The sequence below is a fragment of the Aquimarina sp. ERC-38 genome (assembly GCF_026222555.1).
GTDB lineage: Bacteria > Bacteroidota > Bacteroidia > Flavobacteriales > Flavobacteriaceae > Aquimarina.
The window spans coordinates 2,112,149-2,125,617 of the sequence record NZ_CP098511.1 but is presented as its reverse complement, the minus strand read 5'-3'; the positions used below and the strand labels follow the sequence as shown (position 1 = coordinate 2,125,617).

11 protein-coding genes are annotated in these 13,469 nt (G+C 34.9%); 3 read left to right on the top strand and 8 right to left on the bottom strand.

All coding sequences use genetic code 11. The annotated features are described in order from the left end of the window. The first annotated feature begins 40 nt into the window (after positions 1-40). Positions 41-3,313: a CHAT domain-containing protein gene (locus NBT05_RS08875; protein WP_265773133.1), complete on the top strand. Its 3,273-nt coding sequence runs from the start codon at positions 41-43 to the stop codon at positions 3,311-3,313. Here the strand turns inward: NBT05_RS08875 and NBT05_RS08870 are convergent. From NBT05_RS08870 to NBT05_RS08835, 8 genes are all read right to left on the bottom strand, one after another. Continuing rightward, a complete protein-coding gene (locus NBT05_RS08870) occupies positions 3,281-4,279 on the bottom strand; it encodes an FAD:protein FMN transferase (protein ID WP_265773132.1) in 999 nt (332 codons plus the stop codon). The genes NBT05_RS08875 and NBT05_RS08870 overlap by 33 nt on opposite strands. 4 nt (positions 4,280-4,283) lie before the next feature. After that, the gene (locus NBT05_RS08865) at positions 4,284-4,661 is read right to left on the bottom strand and encodes a Na(+)-translocating NADH-quinone reductase subunit F (protein WP_265773131.1); all 378 of its coding nucleotides are present in this window, start codon (positions 4,659-4,661) and stop codon (positions 4,284-4,286) included. A gap of 73 nt (positions 4,662-4,734) precedes the next feature. Beyond that, a complete protein-coding gene (nqrF, locus tag NBT05_RS08860) occupies positions 4,735-6,042 on the bottom strand; it encodes an NADH:ubiquinone reductase (Na(+)-transporting) subunit F (protein ID WP_265773130.1) in 1,308 nt (435 codons plus the stop codon). Between the two features lie 3 nt (positions 6,043-6,045). Then, positions 6,046-6,777, bottom strand: a complete 732-nt coding sequence (gene nqrE / locus NBT05_RS08855; protein ID WP_265773129.1) for an NADH:ubiquinone reductase (Na(+)-transporting) subunit E — start codon at positions 6,775-6,777, stop codon at positions 6,046-6,048. A gap of 42 nt (positions 6,778-6,819) precedes the next feature. Continuing rightward, positions 6,820-7,515 carry an NADH:ubiquinone reductase (Na(+)-transporting) subunit D gene (locus NBT05_RS08850; protein WP_265773128.1) on the bottom strand — a complete coding sequence of 232 codons (696 nt, stop codon included), beginning with the start codon at positions 7,513-7,515 and terminating at the stop codon, positions 6,820-6,822. Positions 7,516-7,517: 2 nt separating this feature from the next. Next, complete coding sequence (locus NBT05_RS08845) at positions 7,518-8,273, bottom strand: Na(+)-translocating NADH-quinone reductase subunit C (protein ID WP_265773127.1); 756 nt, start codon at positions 8,271-8,273, stop codon at positions 7,518-7,520. Positions 8,274-8,277: 4 nt separating this feature from the next. Then, entirely contained in the window at positions 8,278-9,546 is a 1,269-nt protein-coding gene (locus tag NBT05_RS08840; RefSeq protein WP_265773126.1) for an NADH:ubiquinone reductase (Na(+)-transporting) subunit B, read from the bottom strand. Between the two features lie 4 nt (positions 9,547-9,550). Beyond that, complete coding sequence (locus tag NBT05_RS08835) at positions 9,551-10,903, bottom strand: Na(+)-translocating NADH-quinone reductase subunit A (protein WP_265773125.1); 1,353 nt, start codon at positions 10,901-10,903, stop codon at positions 9,551-9,553. 187 nt (positions 10,904-11,090) lie between these two features. Here NBT05_RS08835 and NBT05_RS08830 point away from each other — a divergent pair, with 187 nt between their 5' ends. After that, complete coding sequence (locus tag NBT05_RS08830) at positions 11,091-12,356, top strand: DUF5103 domain-containing protein (RefSeq protein WP_265773124.1); 1,266 nt, start codon at positions 11,091-11,093, stop codon at positions 12,354-12,356. Positions 12,357-12,373: 17 nt separating this feature from the next. Then, positions 12,374-13,468: a DUF3667 domain-containing protein gene (locus NBT05_RS08825; RefSeq protein ID WP_265773123.1), complete on the top strand. Its 1,095-nt coding sequence runs from the start codon at positions 12,374-12,376 to the stop codon at positions 13,466-13,468. Position 13,469: the final 1 nt, after the last annotated feature.

The following is a 13,469-nucleotide window of genomic DNA, read 5'->3' as shown; positions in this document are numbered from 1 at the left end:
TTCTTTGTTACTAATTAAATAAGAAATGCATTATTGATCTATGAAGCAAAAGAAAGCATTTTTATTTTTAAGTTTGGTTTGTATGATTTGCACTACCCTATTTGCAAATAAAAAACCTACTATTGATACACTCTCTGCTTATGAATTCTATAAACATGCGGAAGATTTTAAGAATAATTATCGATATCTGGAAGCCATTAACTTTTATAAAAAAGCACAGGAAGAATACCAGTCAGTGACCTATTGGGAGGGGGTTGCAAGATGTTATAATAAAATCTCTAAAACTTATCGTAATAACGCTGATTATGAATACTCATATAAATTTGCTAAAAAGGCTTTAAAAGTATGTAATAAATTTCTCAAAAAAAGTTCTGAAAAAATTAAGGCATTTCATAATATAGGAAAGTATTATGATTCAAATCTCGATATAAAGGAAGCACTATCTTATTATAAAAAGGCTTTATATTTAGTGGATGTCCATCAATGTGAATTTAATAAATCTTATATTCTACAATCAATTTCTTCCTGTCACCTGAATTTTAATAATATCGAATTTGCATTAGCCTATGCTAAAGATGCTGTAAAAAAAGCTGAAAATAGTAAAATAATGGATAGGTACGTGATTCCCAACGCTTATACTTATTTAACTCATATTTATAAAAAAACAAAAAAATTTAATGAAGCTGAAAAAAATTTATTCAAATCATTAAAGCACAACAAAAAAAATAATAATTTAAGGAATGAAGCTCTGAATTATACTGATTTAGCAGATATCTACCGAGAAACAGGTCAATACCATTTAGGTATTAGTATGTATGAAAAAGCAATTAAAATATTTCGACAGATCAATTTATCAAAACATATATATATGGCAAACTTTTTTGATGGACTTGGAATAGCTTACAAAGAAATGAACAACTTAGATCAAGCTATTATGTACTACTTCAAATCTCTAAATATAATGAGTAGTAAATATGGTGAATCATCTATCAGATCTACTTATATCTTAAATAATCTTGGCGATATATATGATCAAAAAAAAGATTTTAAAAAAGCATTTTATTTTTACAATAAAGCAATTCGTATCATTAAATACAAAGTAGGTACAAATAACCTAAGATATGCAAGATTAATAAACAATAAAGCTTATACTTTAATTCAGGTTGAAAGTTATAAAAAAGCTTTAGAATTGACTGATCAATCTTTCTCCATAAGAAAGAAGTTGTTTGGATCTTCCAGTTTATACTTTGCCTATTGCTATAAAAATTATGGCCATATCTATAAAGGTCTTGGAAACCATACTAAAGCAATGCTTTACTTTAAAAAAGAATTGAAAACTCTAAATAGATACTACGGCCCTTCCCATCCGGAAACATTAGAAGCTATCAACAATATTGCTTCTATGTATCATCAAAATAAAGATTATACTAAAGCTTTAGAATATTATACAAAGGCTGTTGAAGATAATGCAAATCCCTCTAATAGTAATTATAAAGCTGAGGTTGCTCCTTTTTATCCACACGCAGCTATTGCATCTTACCGTGGACTCGCCAATACCTATACAGCTATGTTTAATGACCACTGTAATACTAAATACCTTAAACTTGCCCAAGATGCTTTCGTTAGGTCAGACCAGATTTTAAAGGAATTGAATAAAACCTCAACTACCTACCAGGATAAACTAGAACAAGCGGATCAAATTAAGGAAGTCTATGCTGGTGCCCTTTCGGTAGAAGGACTAACAAACCACTCCGACCCAAACTACTGCTTTTACTTAACGGAAAGAAGCAAAGCTATGTTCCTTAGGGAAGCTTTAGCAGATAATGAGTTGAAAAACCTTGGGTTAATACCGGATTCAATACAACAAAAAGAAAAGGAAACTAAAGTTAACCTGGCTTTCTACAAATCTGAACTGGTAAGTTTAGAGAGTAGCACTGATAAGGATACTAGTAAAATACAAGAGGTAAACAGCGCAATTTTCTCCCTTAGAAGATCACAAGATTCACTAACTAATCTTATCAAAGAAAAATTTCCAGAGTATTTTAACCTAAAGCATAATCCTAAAGTAGTATCTGTACCACAACTTCAAACAAAGTTAGATGATAAAACTTCTGTATTACAGTTTTTTACGTACCAGGAAAAGGTATATGCTTTTTTAGTAGATAACAATAACATCTATCAATATACCTATCAGCTACCTGATTTGGAAAAAGATATTACTACCTTAAACCAAAGTGTCGTTTCTAAAAACAATTCTGAATACAAAAAATATGCAACTAGATTGTACCAACAACTTATCATGCCTTTTGAACATAAGATAAAAGCCCGAAACCTGATTATTATCCCTGATGGGGTGTTGTGGCAACTTAATTTTGATTTACTATTGACCCAAAATACTAATTCTAATAACCCTAAGAATTTTAGTTATCTGGCACATAAGTATGCAATCTCTTATGCTAATTCTGCTACTAGTTGGTATCAAGGACAAGTGATTACTAAAAATAAAGTAAAGCAAACCGGGAAGTACCGTACTAAAGACTGCCTTGCTTTTTCTTTTTCGGATTCTATTCAAACTAAAAGTAGGCAACAAATAAGCCTTACTGCCCTTAGGGATGCAAAGGTTGACCTACCGGGAACCCGTAAAGAGATCAAAGCTATATCTTCTATAGTAGATGGGGACTATTTCTATGGGAATGAAGCGGCAGAGACTAACTTTAAAAAGAATGCAGACAAATACAAAATCTTACATCTAGCACTACACGGCGAGGTAAACCATCAAAACCCAGAGAACTCAAAACTCCTTTTTACCAAAACTAAAGACAGTATTGAAGACAACCAGTTATACATGCACGAACTCTTTGCCTTAAAAATACCAGCGGAATTAGCCGTATTGAGTGCTTGTAATACAGGTAGCGGTAAAATTAACAAAGGGGAAGGGGTGATGAGTCTGGGAAAAGCATTTCAATATGCAGGTACTAAGAGTTTATTACTGAGCAATTGGGAAATATCAGATAAGACCACCCCGGAACTGATGAGGTTATTCTATAGTAACCTAAAGAAAGGAATGAACAAAGCGCAAGCCTTGCAGAAAGCCAAACTAACTTTTTTAAACAGTTCAAAACCTCAATTCGCCTCCCCCTTCTACTGGGCGGGGTTCTATATAGTTGGTAATACCGATCCCATTGAGTTTACTAAAGCAAATACAACGCTGTCCATATCAAACATTTTACTTATTATACTATTGCTGCTTATAATATTGATACTATTTTATTACCTGAAATCACTTGGAATCCGGAAACCCATTCAAACTTAAAGTTTCCAGTTCATCACTAACTGCATACACAAAAAAGGCTTTTATTTCTTTGTGCTGACTTAAAAAAGCTTTGGATTTTTCCAAACCCATGGCCATAAAAGCCGTAGCATAGGCGTCAGCTAACATACAGGTAGGAGTAATTACGGATACGCTTAGTAAATTAGAACGTAAGGGATGCCCTGTTTTTGCGTCGATAATATGAGCAAAACGATTCCCCTTATCGTCTACTTTAAACTTACGGTAACTTCCGGAAGTGGCCATAGCCTCATCTGTCAAAGGTATTACTTTACTATAGGAACGGGTTCCGTCAAAATTAGGGTCTTCTACCCCTATTTTCCAGGGTTGATCCTTTGTTTTGTTTTTACCTTTTGATCGTATTTCTCCGCCTATTTCTACCAGAAAATGCTGGTAATTTAAATCTGTAAAATAATCCGCTACTACATCTACAGCATAACCTTTAGCTAAGGCATTAAAATCTAAAAACGTACCTTGATGGCTCTTATAGACTTTATGATCATTTAAAACAATTTTATCAAGGCCTACAGAAACCAACATACTATCTACCATAGCACTATCAATAGCCACAATCTGGCTTTCCGGACCAAAATCCCAGGCATTAACCAAATTACCAATGGTAGGATCAAAAACTCCATCTGTTTGTCGATACACTTCCCTAGAAGCGTCTAAAACCTGAATAAAATGAGCATCCACTACTACGGTATCTCCCTTGTTGATTTTTGATATATAAGAATTGTCCTGGTAAGTAGACATAGAATAGTTGATCACCTCAATAATGCTATCCACTGCTTTCTTAGATACCTTCTTAGAAAACGCTCCAGGAAAATATTGAATACTATACGTAGTGCCAAATGCGCTACCTGTAAAAGCTACCACGCTCTCTTTTTTATCTTTTTGACAAGAAATCGCACATATAAAAGCAACAATTATAAGTAAACGCTGTATCATAGGTTTAATTTAAAGAAAGTTCAACCGGTTGTAAACCTGCAAATTCCAGTGTATACTCCTGATTGAGTAATACTGGCTTTGTAGGATCTTCCGCATTTTGTAAACCTACCCCTGCGTAAAATATTTTAGCATTTTGCTTGATGGCATGTTGTTTAAAAGTCTCCATCCAGATCATATCATAATTATGCGGATTATCCGGGTACAACACCGCTTTTACTAATACGAAATAATTAGTATTCTTAACATCAATACATACGAATTGAGGATGTCTTCCTAAGGTACTATTGACCGCTAGAAATTCAAAACCTTTCTTTTCCAACTCCTTGCCTACAATATTCATTGCCAAATTATGTAATTCCTGCCTTGATAAAGGTCTCGCCATATCTTAATAAAAAAGTAAAACCTTGTCAGTTAAAACTTGACAAGGCTTTTTATATATTTAAAAATTCAGATAATTATCCACCAAAATCATCAAAACGAATATTTTCATCAGGGATTCCAAAATCTTCTCCCATTTTTTGAACCGCCTTATTCATCAGTGGCGGGCCACAGAAATACAGTTCTATATCTTCGGGAGAATCGTGTTTGCTTAAATAATTGTCAATAACACAGTTATGAACAAATCCTACAAACCCGTCTCCTTCATCATCCAAGTCTTTTTTAACCTTCCAATTATCTTCTTCTAAAGGTTCGGATAAAGCTAAATAGAAATTAAAATTATCAAACTTTCTATCTAATTCATAAAAGTGTTCCAAGTAGAACAACTCCCTTTTTGAACGCCCTCCGTACCAATATGTAACTTTTCTACCTGTTTCTAAGGTTTTAAATAGATGGTATAAATGTGATCGCATGGGCGCCATTCCAGCACCTCCACCTACGTATAGCATTTCTGCTTCGGATTCATTGATAAAGAATTCTCCATAAGGACCGGAAATAACTACTTTATCACCCTCTTTACAATTAAAAATGTAGGAGGAAGCAACTCCCGGGTTTACGTCCATCCAGGCATTTTTAGCTCGATCCCACGGTGGCGTAGCAATACGTACATTTAGCATGATATCTCTACCTTCGGCAGGATAAGAAGCCATAGAATAAGCTCGTTCTACCGTTTCCGTATTCTTCATGGTTAATGACCATAACCCAAATTTATCCCATTCCTGTTGGAACTTATCTGGGACATCATGTTCTTCCGGATGGGCAGTAATGTCAATATCTTTATAATTTACCACACAAGGAGGTATTTCAATTTGAATATACCCACCTGCTTTATAATTCATATCCTCGGGAATACGAACTACAAATTCTTTAATAAAAGAAGCTACGTTATAATTACGTACAACAACCGCATCCCATTTTTTAATACCAAATACCTCTTCCGGAATTTCGATATTCATATCTTGTTTCACCTTTACCTGGCAGGCAAGGCGTGCACCATGTTGTAATTCTTTCCGAGAGAAATGTGGTGTTTCTGTAGGCAATGCTTCACCGCCTCCTTCCAGTACATGGCATTCACATTGAATACAAGTTCCACCTCCTCCACATGCGGAAGGTAAAAATATCTTTTCATTACCTAAGGTGGATAATAAAGTTCCGCCGGAAGCTACTTCAATTTCTTTTTCACCGTTGATAGTAATTTTTACCGGTCCTGATGGTAACAACTTATCTTTTGCAAATAATAAAATTCCAACTAATACTAAAGTTAGTACTAAAAATGAAATTATAGTAATAGTGATAGTTCCTGTAGTAGACACTAAAAAAATCATAGCTTACTGTATTTTATTAATAGTTGATACTGTCTTCTTTGTTACGTCTTTGCTCTCTTCGTCAATAATTACTTCGACCGTATTTTGTTCTTTTGCTACTGTTTCATCTTCCGGGTCATCTCCGGTAAGCATTCCACCAAAACTCATAAAGCCGATCGCCATTAACCCGGTCAGAATAAACGTAATTCCCAAACCTCTTAAAGGGGCAGGAACATTTGAATATCTGATTTTCTCACGGATAGCTGCAATCGCAAGGATCGCTAAAAACCATCCAATTCCCGAACCAACTCCGTATACCGCGGCATGGCTTATGGTTGCAAATTCTTTTTGTTGCATAAATAAAGAACCTCCCAAAATAGCACAGTTTACCGCAATTAACGGTAAAAAGATACCTAGTGAATTATATAAAGAAGGTGAAAACTTTTCTACAATAATCTCAACTAATTGTACCATAGTAGCAATCGTAGCGATAAACAAAATAAAAGTCAAAAAACTAAGATCGTACCCCGCATATTCCGGTCCTAGCCATCGCAACGCTCCTTCTTGTAACACGTACTTATTTAGTAAAAAGTTAAGCGGTACCGTGATAGCTAATACAAAAATAACTGCTGCTCCCAGTCCTACCGCCGTAGATACTTTTTTAGAAACTGCTAAATAAGAGCACATCCCAAGAAAGAAAGCAAAAACCATATTTTCAATAAATATAGATTTTAAAAGTAACTCTAAATAATCCATAGTGTTTGATTTATAACGTGATCAATAATATTGAAAATAATTTTAATGTTCTTCGATTAAAGCTGGGTTCCTACTTCGTTGAATCCAAATTAGGATTCCTACGGTAATTAAAGCCATTGGTGCCAACACCATAAAGCCATTATTTTCATATCCCAAAGCATATAGTCCGGTTTTTTCTATCGGATCCCCCAGTACCTTTATACCAAACAAAGTTCCAGCTCCCAATAGCTCTCTAAAGAAGGCAACGATGATTAATATCACTCCATAACCCGCAGCATTCCCTACACCATCCAAAAAGGATTTCCAGGGTCCATTACCTAAGGCAAAGGCTTCAAAACGTCCCATAATAATACAGTTGGTAATAATCAGACCAATAAAAACAGATAATTCTTTACTTAAAGAATAAGCAAAAGCCTGTAATACTTGATCTACAATAATTACTAAGGTAGCTACCACAATTAATTGTACAATAATTCGAATCTTTGAAGGGATAATATTTCGCATTAGCGAAATCACTACATTCCCTATCCCCAACACAAAAATTACCGAGATGGACATTACAATCGAAGGCTTCAACTGAGCAGTAATAGCAAGGGCCGAACAAATCCCTAACACCTGAATGGTAATCGGGTTGTTATCCGTTAAAGGATCAGATAATAGTTTTTTATTTTTTTTTGAAAATAAAGGTTCTTTTGTTTCTTTAACCTTTACTACTTCTTGTTCTGCAACTTCAGCCATAATTAACTTTTTAAGTTTTTAAAGTAGTTTTGATACATCTTAACGCCATTTTTAATCATGGCAGTTACTCCGTCTCCGGTAATAGTCGCACCCGCTAAGGCATCTACCGCATTATCATCTTTTCGGTCATTTTTAGGATCTGAATTTCCTTTCTTGACCGTAACACCCATATAATTTCCAGCTTTATCGACAATTTTTTCACCGATGAAATCATCTCTGAAATATGCTTCTACAATATTTGCACCTAATCCAGGGGTTTCTCCTTTATGATCAAAGTAAGCACCTTTGATTTCGGTGAAATTTTTATCTAAGGCTACATAACCCCAAATAGCATCCCATAAGCCATTTCCACGTAATGGAACAATATAATATTCTTCACCATCTTTTTTACCCACAAACAACGGCATTTTTCTTAAATAATTCGGATCATCCTTAACCCGGTCACCTTCTTTTTTTACTACAATATCAAAAGCTTCGTTTGATTTTTTAGCTTCACCATTTGTTACAATGTACTGCTCATCTCCGATATACTTTTGGAATAAAGCTTCTGCCTGATCTGCCGGAACAAAAGCTTCCGGATCTTCCGGATCCGTAATACCCATGGTAAAAAGGATATTTTGTTGTTTTTCAGTTCGCTTATTTGCAGCAATACTACTTTTTAAAGAAGATGCTGTAAAGGCTAATAAAGAACCAACTGCCACTACCATTGCTATGGCAAAGATAATCGTATACGAATTTTTGTTAGTGTCTAATGCCATAATATTATGCCGTTTTTAATTTTAAACGTTTCATACGTTTCTTAATATTTCCTTGTAACACGTAATGGTCAATGGTCGGAGCAAATACGTTCATTAACAAGATAGCTAGAAATACCCCTTCCGGATAAGCAGGATTAAAAACCCGGATCATAATGGAAAAGAATCCGATTAAAAAACCGTAAATCCATTTACCTTTTGTGGTCTGCGAACCGGATACCGGATCGGTTGCCATAAATACTACCCCAAAAGCAATACTTCCGATAATTAAATGTTGCCAGAATGGTGTACTCATCAATCCGTAAAACTTACTACTTTCTGTAATCCATCCGGCATCTACAATACCGTTGAAGATAAGACCCATTACCGCAGCTCCGATAAATCCGCTTAAGATAATTCGCCAACTAGCTACCCTGGTAAAAATCATAAAGGCGGCTCCTAAAAGAATTAAAAGTTTAGATGTCTCACCTACAGAACCTGGTATAAAACCATTAAAGGCTTCGGATACGGTATAAACCACTTCGTTACCTGCTGCCCCTGCTTTTGCAATAGCGTTGTTAGCAACGCTAGCGGTATTTCCAATAATTTCTTTTCCTTGTGCTAAACCACCCAGGATCGTTTCTCCCGAAATAGCATCCGCTGTTCCGGCACGGTCCACCGCACCATGAACCCATACTTTATCTCCGGACATCCACGTAGGATAAGCAAAGAACAAAAAGGCTCTAATAGTTAAAGCAGGATTTAATATATTCATCCCGGTACCTCCGAATACTTCTTTACCAATCACCACTCCAAAAATTACGGCAATAGCTAACATCCATAATGGAATATCAATAGGTACGATTAAAGGTACTAACATCCCGGTAACCAAATATCCTTCTTCTACTTCATGACCCTTAATAACTGCAAATAAAAATTCAACAGCAAGTCCAACTCCGTACGATACAATTACCAGAGGCAATACCGTCCAGGCACCTAAAACCAGGTTTTCCCAATTAATAAAATGTTCAAATAATTTAAAATCTTCCGGAAATCCGTTTATTGCAGAATAATGTTGATACCCCGCATTAAAGATTCCAAAGATCAAACAAGGAATCAAAGCAACAATAACGATATTCATCGTACGCTTTAAATCATCTACCGCACGAACATGTGACCCGGAATGGGTAACCTCATTTGGCATGTATAAAAAAGTATGCAATGCATTAAACGCAGGAGCCATTTTTTTGTCCTGGTACTTTAGTTTTAGTTCATGTAATTTTTCTTTCAATCCCATAACCTTATCCTATTTCTTTTATCATTAAATCTAAACCTTCTCTGATTATTTGTTGGTGTGGTTGTTTTGAAATACATACAAATTCAGTTAGCGCAAAATCCTCAGGCGCTACTTCATACATTCCCAGCTGTTCCATAGCATCCAGATCACTTACCAGACATGCTTTTAACAATTGTAAAGGATAGATATCCATAGGAAATACATCTTCATAAATCCCTGTAATTACAAAAGCCCGGTGTTCTCCGTTTGTATTCGTATCCAGTTTATATTTTTTATTAGGCATCAACCAGGAAAAAGTAAGTGACCGGGTTACGGACACCTTATCAAAAACCGGTTTATTCCATCCAAAAAATTCATAATCATTACCTTCGGGGATTACTGAAATCAGGTTGTTATAAAAGCCCAAATATCCATCCGGTTTTACATTAACTCCGGTCAATACATCGCCGCTGATCACCCGAATATTATTTTCATTGACCCCAGCATCATAGATCATTGTAGCAACTTCCGCTCCAATCTTAGCTTTATAATATTGTGGTTTTTTAATAGAAGAACCAGCAACGGCAACAATACGCTCCGCATTAAACTTACCAGTCAATAATAGTTCTCCGATAATAACTAAATCCTGTGGTTGTACGACCCAGACGGTTTCCCCTTTATTAATCGGATCTATTTTACCAATCTGCACTCCTACATTACCTGCCGGATGCTGACCGCTTACTTTATGAATTACTGCATTTTGAAGTCCTGATAAAGGGGAATTATCCTTTTTACCAATAGAAATATGTACAGCACCTTCAGTTAATTTACTTAATGCCGTTACTGCGGTTTGCAATTCTTTCTCTTTGCCTGATAATGCAAAATCTAAATCTGTTGCCAGAGGAGCGGTGGCATATCCGGAGATAAAAATAGACTTTGGCAATTCTGCAGGATTAGCAATTACGTCATACGGACGTTGCTTGATAAAAGGCCAGCAACCTGAAGAAAGTAGATGCGAAATAATCTCTTCTCTGCTTAAACTATCTAGGTTTTTAACCCCATGATCGAAAAAATCCTGTTGCTTATCCGCCAGAATTTTAATCAGTAGAATTTTACGTTTGGCACCTCTTACAATTTCTACCACCTCCCCGCTAACAGGAGAAGGAAATAAAAGTTCTGCGTTAGCTTTATCATGAAATAAAGCTTGTCCGGCTTTTACTTCAGAACCTTCCCTGGCGACAATTTTAGGGATTATCCCATGAAAATCATCCGGCCTGATGGCATAAATATTACTTCTGGTAGCTTCTGAAAGCGTTTTTTCAGCGGCACCTACCAATTTTATGTCCAAACCTTTTCTAATTCGAATGTCTTTTGACATATAGATAGTCTATGTTAATTAACTATAAAAATCGTGCAAATTTACTAATTAAAAAGGGTAAGTAAAAAAAGGCTTTAATCTAGTATGTTATTTATAACTATTCTAAATAAATTAGTTAAACTTGGTGAGGATAGGAGCTATTCCGGTATACATTTTGTTTATATTTGATTTTTACAACTTTACCATAATGATATTGATTAAACCCTCCTTACGTGCTGCTTTTTGCTTATTTTTTTTCTGTACATTTCTTTTAGCTCAAAATGTGGTAGAAGAATTAGTGCCTCCTCCTCATATCAAAACTATCAAATTAAAAGGTAAAGGTGACTTTACCGGAACATCTGTTTTTAAACTAGGCGAACCTATCATCTTAACTTTTGATGATATTAACGGAAATGAAGAAGACTATTATTATAAGATTTCATATTACAACTTTGACTGGACCCCATCACAACTTTATAAAAATGAATTTCTGGACGGAATGGATGGCATCCGTATTTTTAATTATGAAAATTCTTTTAACGCCTATCAATTATACAGTCATTACCGCTTACGGATTCCCAATGATGATACCAACGGTTTAAAGGTTAGCGGAAATTACCTTTTAGAAATATATAATGATAGCGACGACCTGATATTTTCCAGAAAATTTATCTTGTATGAAGATATCACTACGATTGGTGTTGCTATAAAACGCTCCCGAGATCTGAATTTTATTGATACCAAGCAGGTGGTTCAATTTGAAATCAATTCTCCTACGGAGATTTTACGTAATCCCAATCGTACCGTTCGTACTTTGGTAATTCAAAACAATAATTTAAAAACTGCAATAACTGATTTAGTTCCACAATTTACCATTGGTACCAGTTTGGTTTATAAGTATGACCAGGAAGCCAGTTTTTGGGGAGGAAATGAATATTTGTTTTTTGATAATAAAGAGGTGCGGACCGCAACGGCTAATATTCAGAGAATTGATCTACAGGAAATATATCACAATTATCTTTTTACCGATATTATGAGAGCAAACCGGCCTTATACGTACAATCCGGATGTTAATGGAAGTTTTGTAGTTAGAAACTTAAGAGCAGATGACAGTAACACTCAAGCAGATTATGTTCAAATGCATTTTAGCCTGGAATGTTTTGCCCCTATTGGAGACGGAGAATTACATGTGTTCGGAAACTTTAATAATTTTATCCTGGATGATACTACTCGCCTTACCTTTAATAAGGAAACTGCGCTTTATCAAACAAGCATTTTATTTAAACAAGGCTTTTACAATTATACCTATGTTTTATTAAAACCGGACGGTACGCTGGAGCCCGGATTTGTAAGTGGTAACTTTGATGAAACCGAAAATGATTATATGGTGGTTGCTTATTACCGTGCTCCTACGGCAAGGTATGACCGGGCGATCGGACGAGGTATGGGCAACTCCCGAAATATAAGAAATTAAAATTTAGGTATAATTTGATGAAGAAGGTATCTTTTTTTCATTCTAAAATAATATCTAAAAGAAAGGCTTTAGCATATCGTTCTGATAAATGTTTAAATTGTCAAACCCCTCTGGACATTGCAGATAGATATTGTCATTACTGCGGACAAATCAACTCCACGAAGAAAATTTCCTTTTCTGATTTTATAGCCGAATTTTTCGCCAGTATTTTCTCTTATGATTCCCGTTTACGTCGAACTATTGCTGCCCTCTTTATTCCGGGTAAAATTACAAAGGATTATACTAGCGGTAAACGAATGCGATATGCCAACCCTTTTCGGTTTTACCTAAGCATCAGTATTGTATTTTTTCTTTTAAACGGATTGCTTATCAATGAAGAATTAGAAAAAGCAGACCAAAATTTACGTATGCAATTTGGAACTCACAAGAATTTCTCTGACTTAAAGTTTTCTCAAAAAAAAGATAGTATTTTGACCGCTGGAAAATACGTGACTGATTCTTTAAACGACAAAAAAGCATTAAACATAGACTTTTCTAAGACTACATCTAGAGAAACTGATTTTGGAAATGTTTTTGAAAATAAAATTGATACTTATTATGATTTTCATCAGGAGCATAAAGAACTTTCAACCAAAGAAGCATTAAAACAATTACAACAAGAGAACACGTGGTTCAACCGCACTTTATATTCACGTATTAAAAAATTCAATGCAACTAATTTTTCGGTAAGTGGTGTTATAAGTTACCTTCTTTCAAAACTACCAATAATTATATTCTTTTTTCTACCGGCATTTGCACTTGTGTTGTGGTTGTTATACATTAGAAGACCTTTTAACTATATGGATCATCTTGTCTTTACCTTTCATCAACAAACTGTATTTTTTATTTTACTTGGATTTGGTATGTTATTGGACATTACCTTTAACACTGATACTTCAAATAACTCTATCCTACTTGCTTTTTTAATCTATCTTTTTTTAGCTATGAAGAAATTCTATGGTCAAGGAAAAATAAAGACTACTGTTAAATTTTTGTTAGCAAATTTTTTATTTTCTATCTTAGCAGTAGTCGGAAGTATTATTACGCTCTTGGGAGCAGCGATTTTATATTGAT